Genomic DNA, 14,544 nt, shown 5'->3' on the forward strand with positions numbered 1-14,544 from the left:
ACGGGCCTTACGGAAGCATGTTCACTATGGCTACAATTCATGTAGACGGTAAAGAATATGATGTTGATGGTGCAGACAACCTGTTGCAGGCCTGTCTCTCCCTCGGCTTAGATATTCCTTATTTCTGCTGGCATCCGGCGCTCGGTAGCGTCGGTGCCTGCCGCCAGTGCGCGGTGAAGCAATTTCAGAATGCCGAAGACACCCGTGGTCGCCTGGTTATGTCCTGCATGACCCCGGCGTCTGACGGCACCTTTATTTCGATCGATGATGGCGAAGCAAAAGAGTTTCGCGAAAGCGTCGTCGAGTGGTTAATGACTAACCACCCGCACGACTGCCCGGTATGTGAAGAGGGCGGTAACTGTCACCTGCAAGATATGACAGTGATGACCGGCCACAGCTTCCGTCGTTATCGCTTCACTAAACGTACCCACCGTAATCAGGATCTCGGCCCGTTCATCTCTCACGAAATGAACCGCTGTATCGCCTGTTACCGCTGCGTGCGTTACTACAAAGATTACGCGGATGGCACCGACCTCGGTGTGTACGGCGCGCACGATAACGTCTACTTCGGTCGCCCGGAAGACGGCGTGCTGGAAAGTGAATTCTCCGGTAACCTGGTTGAAATCTGCCCGACCGGCGTATTCACGGATAAAACGCACTCCGAGCGTTATAACCGTAAGTGGGATATGCAGTTTGCGCCGAGCATCTGCCAGCAGTGCAGCATCGGTTGTAATACCAGCCCGGGTGAGCGCTATGGCGAACTGCGTCGTATTGAAAACCGTTACAACGGTACCGTAAACCACTATTTCCTCTGTGACCGTGGTCGTTTCGGCTATGGCTACGTGAATCTGAAAGACCGTCCACGCCAGCCAATTCAGCGTCGCGGTGACGACTGGATCGCCCTGAATGCCGAACAGGCAATGCAGGGTGCGGCGGATGTACTGCGCCAGGCGAAAAAAGTGATCGGCATTGGTTCCCCACGCGCCAGCGTAGAAAGCAATTTTGCGCTGCGTGAACTGGTGGGCGCAGATAACTTCTCTACCGGCATTCCGGCAGGAGAACAGGCGCGTTTGGATCTGATGCTGAAAGTGTTGCGCGACAGCGGGATTCATACCCCGGCGTTGCGTGAAATTGAAAGCTACGATGCGGTGTTGGTGCTGGGTGAAGATCTGACCCAGACTGGTGCACGCGTGGCACTCTCAGTGCGTCAAGCGGTGAAGGGCAAGTCCCGTGAAATGGCTGCCGCACAGAAAGTGGCTGACTGGCAGATTGCCGCTATCCTGAATATCGGTCAGAACGCCAAGCATCCCCTGTTTGTGACCAACGTTGACCAGACCCGTCTTGATGACATCGCCGCCTGGAGTTATCGTGCCCCGGTGGAAGATCAGGCGCGTCTTGGTTTCGCCATTGCTCATGAGCTGGATGAAAGTGCACCTGTCGTTACGGATATTGATAAGTCACTGGCAGGCAAAATTGACGTTATCGTTCAGGCATTAGCCGGGGCGAAGAAACCGTTAATTATTTCCGGGACTAACTCCGGCAGCGAAGCGATGATTCAGGCGGCCGCTAACGTGGCAAAAGCACTGAAGAATCGTGGTGCTGATGTGGGAATTACTCTGCTGGCAGCCGCCACGAACAGCGTGGGTCTTGGACTGATTGGTGGTAAATCCCTTGATGTAGCCCTGTCCGAGCTGGAAAGCGGTGCGGCAGACGCAGTGATCATCATGGAAAACGATCTCTATCGTCACCTGCCAAAGGCGAAGGTGGATGCTGCACTGGCCAATACACCAAATGTGATCGTACTCGATCACCAGCGTACATCGACCACGGAAAAAGCAGGTCTGATCCTCTCTACCGCCAGCTTTGCAGAAAGCGACGGAACGGTAGTGAATCAGGAAGGCCGCGCACAGCGTTTCTTCCAGGTTTATGACCCGGCTTACTACGACGAAAAAGTCCAGATGCTGGAAAGCTGGCGCTGGCTGCATTCGCTGCAAAGCACCATTAACAGCCGCGAAGTGGACTGGAGCCAACTTGACCATGTGATCGATGCCTGCGTGGCTGCATTGCCGCAGCTGGCCGGAATCAAAGAAGCGGCGCCTGATGCCAGCTTCCGTATTCGTGGTCAGAAACTGGCGCGCTCACCTAACCGTTCAAGTGGCCGTACCGCAATGCGCGCTAACATCGATGTGCACGAACCGCGCCAGCCGCAGGACAAAGACACCATGTTTGCCTTCTCTATGGAAGGGAACAACCAGCCGTCTGCCGCCCGTTCGCAAATTCCGTTTGCCTGGGCACCAGGCTGGAACTCACCTCAGGCATGGAATAAATTCCAGGCGGAAGTGGGCGGAAGCCTGCGTAATGGCGATCCCGGCGTGCGTTTGATCGAAGCGGGAACCGTACAGCTGGGCTGGTTTGATACTGTGCCTGCTGCCTTCACCGGCGCGAATGATGTCTGGCGCGTGGCACCGTATTTCCACCTGTTCGGTAGCGATGAAATGACTCAGCGCGCCCCGGTTATTCAGCAGCGTATGCCAGAAGCTTACCTGATGGTTAACCCGGATGATGCTGCGAAGCTTGGCGTGAATGTCGGCACGGCCGTTGAGTTTACTTGCCAGGGCGAAACACTGCGCCTGCCGGTACGCTTCTCCAGCACGTTGCAGGCGGGGCAGGTCGGTCTGCCACTCGGTTTACCGGGTATTCCACCGTTCCTGGCGGGTAGCAACATCGACAATCTGCGGGAGGCAGTACAATGAGCTGGCTGACACCGGAAGTTATCGACGTGCTGATTGCCGTCGTTAAGGCGCTGATTATCCTGTTTGTGGTGGTCGGTTGTGGCGCATTTATGAGCTTTGGCGAGCGCCGTCTGCTCGGTCTGTTCCAGAACCGATACGGGCCTAACCGTGTCGGCTGGGGCGGTTCCCTGCAGTTGGTCGCTGACATGATCAAAATGTTCTTTAAAGAGGACTGGATCCCGCCGTTTACCGACCGCGTGATTTTTACCCTCGCTCCTATGATTGCTTTTACCTCGCTGTTGCTGGCGATGGCCATTGTCCCGGTGACCTCCACCTGGATGGGCGCAGACCTGAACATTGGTGTGCTGTTCTTCCTGATGATGGCAGGTCTGGCGGTATACGCGGTGCTGTTCGCGGGCTGGTCGAGTAATAACAAATACTCTCTGCTGGGTGCCATGCGTGCCTCTGCCCAGACCCTGAGCTACGAAGTGTTCATTGGCCTGTCTCTGATGGGCGTAGTGGCACAGGCGGGTTCGTTCAACATGGTCGACATCGTGAACAGCCAGACGCATCTGTGGAACGTGATCCCGCAGTTCTTAGGCTTTATCACCTTCTGCATCGCCGGTGTTGCGGTCTGTCACCGTCATCCGTTTGACCAGCCAGAAGCGGAACAGGAACTGGCCGACGGTTACCACATTGAATATGCCGGGATGAAATTCGGTCTGTTCTTCGTGGGTGAATACGTGGGTATCGTGACCGTTTCGTCGCTGATCGTAACGCTGTTCTTCGGCGGCTGGCACGGTCCGTGGCTGCCACCGATTTTCTGGTTCGCGATTAAAACAGCATTCTTCATGATGATGTTCATTCTGATTCGTGCTGCGTTGCCGCGTCCGCGCTATGACCAGGTGATGTCGTTCGGCTGGAAAGTATGTCTGCCGTTGACGCTGTTGAATCTGCTGGGCACTGCCGCAGTGATTCTGTACACGGCGCAGTAAGGGGTTAAGAACATGACATTAAAAGACCTTGTCGTTGGTTTCGGGACAACCGTACGCAGTATCTGGCTGATAGGCATGAATGCCTTCGCCAAACGCGAAACCATGATGTATCCGGAAGAGCCGGTTTATCTGCCACCTCGTTATCGTGGGCGCATTGTGCTAACGCGCGATCCGGATGGTCAGGAGCGCTGTGTTGCCTGCAACCTGTGTGCTGTTGCCTGTCCGGTAGGCTGTATCTCGCTGCAAAAAGCAGAGATGGCTGATGGTCGCTGGTATCCAGAATTCTTCCGTATTAACTTCTCGCGCTGCATTTTCTGTGGCCTGTGTGAAGAGGCTTGCCCGACCACTGCGATTCAGCTTACCCCAGACTTCGAACTGGGTGAGTTCAAGCGTCAGGATCTGGTGTATGAAAAAGAACACCTGTTGATTTCCGGTCCGGGTAAATACCCGGAGTATAATTTCTACCGGATGGCGGGTATGGCGATCGACGGTAAAGACAAGGGCGACGCTGAAAACGAAGCCAAACCTATCGACGTCAAGGGCTTGTTACCTTAAGGAGCCAGGCATGGAATTTGCTTTTTATGTTAGTGGTCTGGTAGCGGTGCTGGCGACGTTGCGCGTCATCACTCATACCAACCCGGTACATGCGTTGCTGTACCTGATTATTTCTTTGCTGGCAGTGTCTGCGGTGTTCTTTTCGCTCGGTGCCTACTTTGCGGGCGCGCTGGAAATCATTGTGTATGCCGGTGCGATTATGGTGCTGTTCGTCTTCGTGGTGATGATGCTGAATCTGGGCGGCCAGGAAGTCGAGCAGGAGCGCCAGTGGCTGAAACCGAGCATGTGGGTGGGGCCAGCTGCGCTCTCCCTGGTGTTGCTGGTGGTGCTGGTTTATGCCATCAGCGGTATTAATGACCAGGGTATCGATGGCACGATGATCGATGCGAAAGCAGTGGGTATCAGCCTGTTCGGCCCGTATGTTCTGGCCGTTGAGCTGGCATCAATGCTGCTTCTTGCGGGGCTGGTGGTGGCCTTCCACATCGGGCGCGAACAGCGTTCTGGTGAGGTGCTGAGCAACCGCCCAGGTGATGCGGCGAAAAGTAATAAAGAGGAGCGGGTATGATCCCTCTACAGCATGGACTTATTCTGGCAGCCATCCTGTTTGTCCTTGGGCTGACAGGCGTGATCATCCGCCGCAATCTGTTGTTTATGTTGATTAGTCTCGAAATCATGATTAACGCCGCAGCACTGGCGTTTGTGGTGGCGGGAAGCTACTGGGGACAGGCCGATGGTCAGGTGATGTTTATCCTGGCAATCAGCCTGGCCGCGGCTGAGGCCAGTATTGGCCTGGCGCTGCTGTTGCAGCTCCATCGTCGCAGCCAGACCCTCAACATTGATAAAGTGAGTGAGATGCGCGGATGAACCTTCTCTATTTAACTATCCTGTTTCCGCTGATTGGCTTCTTACTGTTGGCGTTCTCTCGTGGTCGCTGGTCAGAGAATCTGTCTGCTACCGTGGGGATGGGGTCTGTCGGTTTGGCAGCACTGGTGGCGGCTTATGCCGGCATCGACTTCTTTAATAACGGGCAGCAGGTCTTTAACCAGCCACTGTGGACCTGGATGCAGGTGGGCAATTTCAAAATTGACGTCAACCTGACGCTGGACGGCTTGTCGCTGACCATGCTGTCGGTGGTCACTGGCGTTGGTTTCCTGATCCACATGTTCGCGTCCTGGTATATGCGCGGAGAAGAGGGCTACTCGCGCTTCTTCGCCTATACCAACCTGTTTATCGCCAGCATGGTCGTTCTGGTGCTGGCCGATAACCTGATGCTGATGTATCTCGGTTGGGAAGGCGTGGGTCTCTGCTCTTATCTGCTGATTGGCTTCTATTACACCAACCCGAAAAACGGCGCGGCGGCAATGAAAGCCTTTGTCATCACCCGCGTGGGGGATGTGTTCCTGGCATTTGCGTTGTTCATTCTTTACAACGAGCTGGGCACGCTGAACTTCCGCGAGATGATGGAGCTGGCACCAGCGCACTTTGCTGCTGATAACCACATGCTGCAGTGGGCGACCCTGATGCTGTTAGGGGGTGCGGTCGGTAAATCTGCACAGCTGCCGTTGCAAACCTGGCTCGCCGATGCGATGGCTGGCCCGACGCCGGTTTCAGCTCTGATCCACGCAGCGACGATGGTTACCGCCGGTGTTTACCTGATTGCCCGCACGCATGGCCTGTTCCTGATGACGCCGGAAGTGCTGCATCTGGTCGGCATTATCGGTGCGGTCACGCTGGTACTGGCCGGTTTTGCCGCGCTGGTGCAAACCGATATCAAACGCGTGCTGGCTTACTCCACCATGAGTCAGATCGGCTATATGTTCCTGGCGCTGGGTGTACAAGCCTGGGATGCGGCGATCTTCCATCTGATGACCCATGCGTTCTTTAAAGCGCTGCTGTTCCTCTCTTCTGGTTCGGTGATCCTTGCCTGCCATCATGAGCAAAACATCTTCAAGATGGGCGGTCTGCGTAAAAGTATCCCGTTGGTTTATGTCTGCTTCCTGGTGGGGGGCGCGGCGCTGTCTGCGTTGCCGCTGATCACCGCAGGCTTCTTCAGTAAGGATGAGATCCTCGCGGGTGCGCTGGCTAACGGCCATCTGAATCTGATGATTGCAGGTCTGGCTGGGGCGTTTATGACCTCCCTCTACACCTTCCGTATGATCTTCATTACTTTCCACGGGGAAGAAAAAATTCACGCTCATGCTGGCAAAGGGATCACTCACCATCTGCCGCTGATTGTGCTGTTAATTCTCTCAACCTTTATTGGTGCGATGATTGTTCCACCGCTGAAAGGCGTGTTGCCGGAGACCAGTGAGCTGGCACACGGTAGCGTGCTGACGCTGGAGATTGCGTCTGGCGTGGTGGCAATTGTGGGCATCCTGCTGGCGGCTGCACTGTGGCTGGGTAAACGTACTCTGGTCACGGCAATTGCCAACAGCGCAGTGGGGCGTTTCTTCAGTACCTGGTGGTTTGCTGCCTGGGGCTTCGACTGGTTATACGACAAAGTCTTCGTGAAGCCTTATCTCGGCGTGGCCTGGCTGCTGTCGCGTGACCCGCTGAATTCAGTGATGAATATTCCTGCTTTGCTGGCGCGTGGCGCTAACAAAGGTCTGGTCGTCAGTGAGAATGGCTATCTGCGCTGGTATCTCGCCTCCATGAGCATCGGTGCCGTTGTGGTACTGGCGCTGCTGCTGGTGATCTAAAGGTTAGTGAGTGGGGTGAGCTTACTACTTACCCCGATACAAATACTCGAAAATTGTCTCTGGATTGAGGGCGTTATCGGCGAAGGAAGTTTGTTTACCGCCAGCGCGAAGCAAGCGCAGCATACTGAAGTATGTGAGCATTGCGAGCACTGCCGGGAAGCAAAATTCCGAGCAAGATAGCCCGGACAGAGAATAAAAAGGGAAAGACCGCCATGTTATTACCTTGGCTTATATTCATCCCGTTTGTCGGTGGCTTACTGAGCTGGCAGCTGGAACGCTTCGGGCCTAAGCTGCCACGCTGGATTGCACTGATCGCAATGGGGCTGACGTTTGTACTCTCGCTGCAGCTTTGGCTGCAGGGTGACTACTCTCTGACTCAGGCGGCCGGTTTGCCTCAGTGGCAATCTGAGTTCTCCGTACCGTGGATCCCGCGCTTCGGCATTGAATTCCATCTGGCACTGGATGGACTGTCGCTGCTGATGGTGGTACTGACCGGCCTGCTGGGCCTGATGGCAATCCTCTGCTCGTGGAATGAGATTGAAAAATGGCAGGGCTTCTTCCATCTGAACCTGCTGTGGATCCTGGGTGGCGTGATCGGCGTGTTCCTTGCCATCGACCTGTTCCTGTTCTTCTTCTTCTGGGAAATGATGCTGGTGCCGATGTACTTCCTGATCGCACTCTGGGGCCACAAAGCCTCCGACGGGAAGACGCGTATTACCGCTGCCACCAAGTTCTTCATCTATACCCAGGCCAGCGGTCTGGTGATGTTGATTGCCATTCTGGCACTGGTGTTTGTTCACTATAACGCCACGGGCATTTGGACATTCAACTACGAGCAGCTGTTAAAAACCCCAATGTCACATACCGTAGAGTATCTGCTGATGCTCGGTTTCTTCATCGCTTTCGCGGTGAAAATGCCGGTGGTGCCATTGCACGGCTGGTTGCCGGATGCACACAGCCAGGCACCAACAGCGGGTTCGGTTGACCTTGCCGGTATCTTGCTGAAGACGGCGGCCTACGGTCTGCTGCGCTTTGCACTGCCGCTGTTCCCGAATGCTTCTGCTGAGTTTGCTCCCATTGCCATGTGGTTGGGGATTATCGGTATCTTCTACGGCGCATGGATGGCGTTCTCGCAGTACGACATCAAACGTCTGATTGCTTACTCCTCGATTTCCCATATGGGCTTCGTGCTGATTGCTATCTACACCGGCAGCCAGCTGGCGTTCCAGGGGGCTGTCATCCAGATGATTGCGCACGGTCTTTCTGCTTCTGCGCTGTTTATTCTGTGTGGTCAGCTGTATGAGCGTCTGCATACCCGCGACATGCGTCAGATGGGTGGCCTGTGGTCACGTATCAAATGGCTGCCGGGTCTGTCACTGTTCTTCGCGGTCGCAAACCTGGGGATGCCGGGGACGGGTAACTTCGTCGGGGAGTTTATGATCCTGACGGGCAGCTTCCAGTCGGTGCCAGTGATTATTGTTATCGCGACCTTCGGCCTGGTGTTTGCTTCAGTGTACTCGCTGATTATGATGCAACGCGCTTACTACGGTGCGCCGAAGTCAGACACGTCGCTGCGTAGTATGTCTGCGCGTGAATTCCTGATGATTATGGTGCTGGTGGTCCTGCTGGTGTTGCTGGGTGTTTATCCGCAGCCGATTCTGGATACCTCGCATGCTGCGATGAGCAATATTCAGCAGTGGTTTACTGCTTCAATCTCAACTACAAGGCCGTAATTCGCCATGACAATAACTCCTCAACAATTGATCCCGCTTCTGCCGCTGCTGATCGTCGGATTGACGGTGGTAGTTGTGATGCTGTCCATTGCGTGGCGACGCAACCACTTCGTCAATGCGACGCTGGCCGTCGTTGGTCTTAACCTGGCGCTGTTTTCACTCTATTTTGTCGGCCAGGCAGGGCCAATGGATGTCACTCCGCTGATGCGGATTGACGGCTATGCCATGCTGTATACCGGGCTGGTGATCCTTGCCAGCCTGGCAACCTGTACCTTTGCCTATCCGTGGCTGGCAACCTACCCGGATAACCGCGAAGAGTTCTATCTGCTGGTACTGATCGCCGCTCTGGGTGGCGTGGTGCTGGCCAGTGCGAACCACCTCGCGTCGTTGTTCATTGGTATTGAGCTGATCTCGCTGCCGCTGTTTGGTCTGGTGGGTTATGCCTTCCAGCAAAAACGTTCGCTGGAAGCGGCCATCAAGTACGCCATTCTGTCGGCTGCGGCCTCATCGTTCCTGCTGTTTGGTATGGCGCTGGTCTATGCTGACTCCGGTAGCCTTGATTTTGCGTCACTGGGTAAAAGCCTGAATGACGGCGTGATCAATGAGCCGCTGCTGTTAGCGGGCCTGGGTCTGATGATCGTCGGCTTTGGCTTTAAACTGTCGCTGGTGCCATTCCATCTCTGGACGCCGGATGTTTACCAGGGCGCACCTGCACCGGTATCCACCTTCCTGGCAACCGCCAGCAAGATCGCCATCTTTGGCGTGCTGATGCGTCTGTTTATGTATGCGCCAATGGCGGATAACGAAGGTGTGCGCACGGTACTTAGCCTGATTGCCGTAGCCTCCATGCTGTTCGGTAACCTGATGGCAATCTCGCAGAGCAATATCAAGCGCCTGCTGGGTTACTCCTCTATCGCTCACCTCGGTTACCTGATGGTTGCCCTGATTGCGGTACAGACCCATCAGCTGTCGATGGAAACCGTTGGGGTTTATCTGGCCGGCTATCTGTTCAGCAGCCTGGGTGCCTTTGGTGTGGTCAGCCTGATGTCCAGCCCGTACCGTGGCCCGGATGCCGATTCTATGTACTCTTACCGTGGCCTGTTCTGGCACCGTCCGATCCTCGCCTCCGTCATGACCGTGATGATGCTGTCGCTGGCGGGTATCCCGATGACGCTGGGCTTTATCGGTAAGTTCTACGTGATTGCAGTGGGTGTGAGTGCGCACCTGTGGTGGCTGACCGGGGCTGTGGTCCTGGGCAGCGCCATTGGCCTTTACTACTACCTGCGTATGACGGTCAGTCTGTATCTGTCACCACCTGAACTGTCCCAGCGTGATGCGCCTGCCAACTGGGCATTTACTGCCGGTGGTGTGGTTGTGCTGATTTCCGCGATTCTGGTGCTGATATTGGGTATCTACCCGCAGCCGCTTATTTCGCTGGTGAAACTGGCACAGCCGCTGATGTAATTTGGTGCAAGACAGGTAATAATCGGGCCCACAGTGGCCCGATTTTTTTTGCTTCAGTCTGAGGAGTTACGTTGATGGATATCATCTGGCACGACCTGCATCACAGCGAACTCAATGTCGCCCAACTCTATCAGCTGCTGGCAATGCGTAACGCGGTATTTATCGTTGAGCAACAGTGCCCTTATCTCGATATTGATGGCGCGGATCTGATCGGGGAAAACCGCCATCTGCTGGGTATCCTCGACAATCAGCTGGTTGCCTGCGCACGTATTCTGATGCCTCAAGGCGAAGGTCAACCGGTCAAAATTGGTCGGGTGATTGTATCCGGTGAGGCACGCGGGCTGAACCTGGGGAGTCGGCTGATGGAGCAGGCCATGAACAGCTGCGAACGGCACTGGCCAGGGCAGCCGATCTTTCTTTCTGCACAGGCGCATCTGCACCGTTTCTATGCGCGTCTGGGGTTTGTTGCGGTCAGCGGGGAGTATCTGGAGGATGATATTCCGCATATTGATATGCAGCGTAGTCTGGAGCAGTAACTGTACGGGACGACCTTTTTTGGTCGCCCCGCATTCTTGGCGTTATCGTTGATTAACCGGCGGTCATAATCCGGTCATCGACGTATTTACGCTTGTCCGGTGGCGGCGGGACATACTGATACAGCCAGGTTTCGCTCAACGTCTCATCTTTAGTACGCAGGAACAGACGCATATTCACCGGATCGGTGGAGTCGCTGTCTGGATACCAGTCGAAGAGAATACGGTAACCATCAATCGGTTCAACGTAGAGGATCTCGACCTGCTTCAGCGTACCGGAAGTGACGTTAATTACCGGTTCAATACCTTTCGGTGCTGCGGCTTTCAGGTCACCACCCACAAAGTCGACCGCGAAACGGCGTGACCAGACGTTGGGATAATGCTCGCCAGGTGCCCAGCCTTCCGGGAAACCGCCCATGCCGGTACGGGTTGCGTTGACGCGTGACAGACCGCTACGAACCGGTGGCAGACCGCTCCAGTAAAGCTTGTAGGAGAAGCTGTGCTCGCTCCCGGCTTTAATTGCATCGGCTGGCTGCCAGAAGCAGACAATGTTATCCAGCGTTTCACCTGTGGTTGGGATCTCCATCAGGTTAATCGCACCCTTACCCCATTTACCCACCGGTTCCACCCACAGGCTAGGGCGCTTGTTGTACCAGCCAATCACATCCTGATAACTGTCGAAGTCATGATTAAGCTGCAACATGCCAAAACCACGCGGATTTTCATCCTGATAGGCATTAAACGTCAGGCGCTGCGGGTTGTTCAGCGGGCGGCAAATCCACTCACCGCTTCCGGTCCACATGGCCAGACGATCGGAGTCGTGGATCTGAGGATGGATGGTGTCGCACATGCGGCGTTCGTTATTGCCACAGCTGAACATGGTGGTCATCGGCGAGATACCCAACTGCTGGATATCCTTACGCGCATAAATGTGGTTTTCCACTTCCATCACCACACGTTTATCTTCGCAGTGAATGGTAAATTTAAACGCACCGGTGCAGCTCGGGCCATCCAGCAGGGTGTAAACCACAAAGGTCGTGTCATCGGCTTTCGGCGTTTCGAACCAGAAGGCAGTAAAGTCCGGGAACTCTTCTTTACCATTACTGAAGGTATCGATGGCTACGCCGCGAGCGGACAGACCGTACTGGAAGGTTTCATCGACCGCACGGAAGTAGCTGGCGCCCAGGAACGAGACGATGTCGCGTTTTGCCAGCTCCGGTTTTTTAAACGCACGGAAACCGGCGAAGCCGAGGTCGGTTTTGCCTTCCAGCTGTTTGGTGTCGACGTGAGCATTGTTGTAGTTAAACAACTCAGGGCGGAAGTGAATTTCACGCGCCTCACGGCTGGTGCCGTCAACGGAGAACATGCGGATACGGCGCTTAAAGCCCATCCCCACATGGAAGAACTGAACGTCAAGCTGACGGTTGTCGATGCCGTTCCACAGCGAATGATTGGCATCGTACTGGATTTCGTTATAGGCCTGCGGCGTCAATGTTGCCAGTGTTTCAGGCAACGGCGCCGGAGCACCACCATAGGCCTGTTTTGCCATGTCGGCGGCCATTTTTTTTAGCACATCAAAATCAAATCGCTTTGCGGAACCATCGGCAATCCCGTCTTCCGCCCAGGCAGCCTGGGAGAACAACGTGGATAAACCCGACATCCCACTGAGGGTTGCGAATGCCATTGACGCTTTCATAAACATTCTTCGATTCATGCCGGAAATAATTTCCTCAGGTGAACGGAGTTTGTAGTGACTGTCGTGCGTTTGCACGCATTCGCTTCACCGGATATCAGCCCGGTTACAGGGAGTTACGACAGCTTGCCTGGGTAATGATTCAGTTCACGCAAAATTTATCAGATAAATCTAGCTGCCGCAGTGGTTTCGCATGTGAATTAACGTAAATATCAGGAAAATAAGCACCCTTTGGCCCGAGTGACTGCCCCGAAGCGCGCCATTCTCAGTCGATTCCTGGCGGTTTTCATCAAACAGAGCGGCAAAAACTGTCTATAGTTACCTGACGAAGATTTTTCGCCCAAGGAGAATGGAAATGGCAACAACGACTGAACCACATGAAACTCGCCTGGATGACGATCTGGCGCTGCTCACTGAAACCCTGGAAGAAGTGCTGAAGTCGTCGGGCGATCCGGCCGATCAGAAATACGTTGAGCTGAAAGCGAAAGCGGAAAAATCACTGAACCAGGTGAAGTCCCGCATTAGCGATGCTTCCGATACTTACTATGTGCGTGCTCGTCAGGCCGTTACGCGTGCTGATGACTATGTTCACGACAAACCCTGGCAGGGGATTGGTGTCGGTGCCACTCTGGGCCTGGTCATCGGTCTGCTGCTGGCGCGTCGTTAAGTCAGTAGAAAACAGGCAGTAGAACAACACTCAGTAGCACAGCAGACGTCCTTCCGGGCGTCTGTTCATTTCCCCCCGCTGTTTCCAGATCAATATCCTGCCGTGCCAATCCCGTTAACATAACGTCCCATCTGTTTTCTACTTTCTGTTGAGGTCAGCGTGCACGTTGCTCAGGCGATAGAACAGCTTTGCATCCAGCTCGCGCAGGTGAGCGAGTCGGTGCCCGGCGAGCGGCAAATCAACGTCCGCATTTCCCCCGAAATCGATGCGCTGAGCTGGCTGGCTTCCCAGGCCTGCTGGCCACTGTTTTACTGGCAATCACGCAGCGGTGAGGAGATTGTGGCAGCCTGTGGCGCGCTTGAGCGCTATGACTCGGCAGCAGAAGCCTCCCGGCGCGTGCAGACTCTGCCGCCTGGCTGGCGGGTGTTTGGCGCTAACCGTATCTTTGGTGCCAGCGATCTGTTTCTGCCCGTCCTGCTGTGGCAGCAGGACAGCGCAGGGCAGCAGTTAACGCTTAATCTGGTCAGCGATACGTCGTTGCAGCAGGAAGCGCAGCGTTTGTTGCACTGGCTGGCGGACCTGCGTCCGGTGCAACCTGCGGCATCGTTGCCTCATTATCATCATGTACATCATGCCCCGGACAAAACGGGCTGGTTCCTGCAGATTAACCGCGCGCTTGCAACCATTGCGGACGGTGAACTCGATAAAGTGGTGCTGGCACGCGTTAGCGATTTCAGCCTGTCTGGTCCCTTGTCTGCCGCCGCCTTGCTGGCCGCCAGCCAGCGCATTAATCCGCACTGCTACCATTTTATGCTGGCCACGGAAGCCGGCCAGGCGCTGGTGGGATCCAGCCCTGAACGACTGTATGCGCGCCAGGGCAACCAGTTGAAAAGTGAAGCCCTGGCCGGAACCGCAGGGTTGCATCAGGCTGGGTTGTTGATGGATAAAAAAAACCAGTGGGAAAACAGCCTGGTGGTGGAGGATATTCGTCAGCGACTGGCGGATATTGTCTCTGAACTGGAAGTGATGCCCGCAGAGTTGCTGCCGCTGCGTCACCTGCAACATATACGGCGGCGGGTGCGCGCCCGGTTAATGCAGCCGGACGATGCGCAATGCATCGATCGTCTTCAGCCCACGGCGGCCGTTGCCGGGCTACCGCGCGCAGCCGCACAGGCTTTTATTCGCCAGCAGGAACCCTTCAGTCGCGGCTGGTACAGCGGGTCCGTAGGCTATCTGTCGCACTCGAAAAGTGAGTTTGCCGTGGTGCTCCGTTGTGCGCAGGTGACCGGTTCACAGGTCCGTTTATACGCCGGAGCGGGTATTGTCAGTGGCTCGGAACCGGAGCTGGAGTGGCAGGAGATTGAGCGCAAAGCGGCTACGCTGGGCACATTACTCACGGCGGAAAACCAGGGGTAAAACTGGCCCAAATCAAAAAGGGCATTAATTCAGCTGATTATAATAGCGCAAGGATTT

General features: G+C 55.2%; 12 protein-coding genes. 11 read left to right on the plus strand and 1 reads right to left on the minus strand.

Annotated features, from left to right (window positions below):
- Positions 1-26: 26 nt before the first annotated feature.
- The 9 genes from nuoG (at position 27) to ACFL9S_RS10015 (ending at position 10,714) form a co-directional block, all read left to right on the plus strand.
- The gene (gene nuoG / locus ACFL9S_RS09975; RefSeq protein WP_405261705.1) at positions 27-2,753 is read left to right on the plus strand and encodes an NADH-quinone oxidoreductase subunit NuoG; all 2,727 of its coding nucleotides are present in this window, start codon (positions 27-29) and stop codon (positions 2,751-2,753) included.
- A complete protein-coding gene (gene nuoH, locus ACFL9S_RS09980) occupies positions 2,750-3,727 on the plus strand; it encodes an NADH-quinone oxidoreductase subunit NuoH (RefSeq protein WP_405261706.1) in 978 nt (325 codons plus the stop codon). The genes nuoG and nuoH overlap by 4 nt, the downstream gene beginning before the upstream one ends.
- 12 nt (positions 3,728-3,739) lie before the next feature.
- A complete protein-coding gene (nuoI, locus tag ACFL9S_RS09985) occupies positions 3,740-4,282 on the plus strand; it encodes an NADH-quinone oxidoreductase subunit NuoI (RefSeq protein WP_048915455.1) in 543 nt (180 codons plus the stop codon).
- 10 nt (positions 4,283-4,292) lie between these two features.
- Positions 4,293-4,847: an NADH-quinone oxidoreductase subunit J gene (gene nuoJ, locus ACFL9S_RS09990; RefSeq protein ID WP_405261707.1), complete on the plus strand. Its 555-nt coding sequence runs from the start codon at positions 4,293-4,295 to the stop codon at positions 4,845-4,847.
- Positions 4,844-5,146: an NADH-quinone oxidoreductase subunit NuoK gene (gene nuoK / locus ACFL9S_RS09995; RefSeq protein WP_405261708.1), complete on the plus strand. Its 303-nt coding sequence runs from the start codon at positions 4,844-4,846 to the stop codon at positions 5,144-5,146. The genes nuoJ and nuoK overlap by 4 nt, the downstream gene beginning before the upstream one ends.
- Positions 5,143-6,981 (plus strand): NADH-quinone oxidoreductase subunit L, encoded by a 1,839-nt coding sequence (gene nuoL / locus ACFL9S_RS10000; protein WP_405261709.1) that lies wholly within the window; start codon positions 5,143-5,145, stop codon positions 6,979-6,981. The genes nuoK and nuoL overlap by 4 nt, the downstream gene beginning before the upstream one ends.
- Before the next feature lie 212 nt (positions 6,982-7,193).
- Positions 7,194-8,714, plus strand: a complete 1,521-nt coding sequence (gene nuoM / locus ACFL9S_RS10005) for an NADH-quinone oxidoreductase subunit M (protein WP_405261710.1) — start codon at positions 7,194-7,196, stop codon at positions 8,712-8,714.
- 6 nt (positions 8,715-8,720) lie between these two features.
- Entirely contained in the window at positions 8,721-10,178 is a 1,458-nt protein-coding gene (nuoN, locus tag ACFL9S_RS10010) for an NADH-quinone oxidoreductase subunit NuoN (protein ID WP_405261712.1), read from the plus strand.
- 74 nt (positions 10,179-10,252) lie between these two features.
- Positions 10,253-10,714 carry a GNAT family N-acetyltransferase gene (locus tag ACFL9S_RS10015; RefSeq protein WP_405261713.1) on the plus strand — a complete coding sequence of 154 codons (462 nt, stop codon included), beginning with the start codon at positions 10,253-10,255 and terminating at the stop codon, positions 10,712-10,714.
- 52 nt (positions 10,715-10,766) lie between these two features.
- Here the strand turns inward: ACFL9S_RS10015 and ACFL9S_RS10020 are convergent, their stop codons facing one another.
- Positions 10,767-12,425 carry a glucan biosynthesis protein D gene (locus tag ACFL9S_RS10020; protein WP_405261714.1) on the minus strand — a complete coding sequence of 553 codons (1,659 nt, stop codon included), beginning with the start codon at positions 12,423-12,425 and terminating at the stop codon, positions 10,767-10,769.
- 334 nt (positions 12,426-12,759) lie between these two features.
- Between ACFL9S_RS10020 and elaB the strand changes: the two genes are divergently transcribed.
- On the plus strand, positions 12,760-13,071 hold the full coding sequence (gene elaB / locus ACFL9S_RS10025) for a stress response protein ElaB (RefSeq protein ID WP_405261715.1): 312 nt from the start codon (positions 12,760-12,762) through the stop codon (positions 13,069-13,071).
- A gap of 159 nt (positions 13,072-13,230) precedes the next feature.
- Positions 13,231-14,487 carry an isochorismate synthase gene (locus tag ACFL9S_RS10030; RefSeq protein ID WP_405261717.1) on the plus strand — a complete coding sequence of 419 codons (1,257 nt, stop codon included), beginning with the start codon at positions 13,231-13,233 and terminating at the stop codon, positions 14,485-14,487.
- The last annotated feature ends 57 nt before the right edge of the window (positions 14,488-14,544 follow it).

This window comes from Erwinia sp. AnSW2-5 (assembly GCF_045107195.1).
Lineage (GTDB): Bacteria > Pseudomonadota > Gammaproteobacteria > Enterobacterales > Enterobacteriaceae > Erwinia.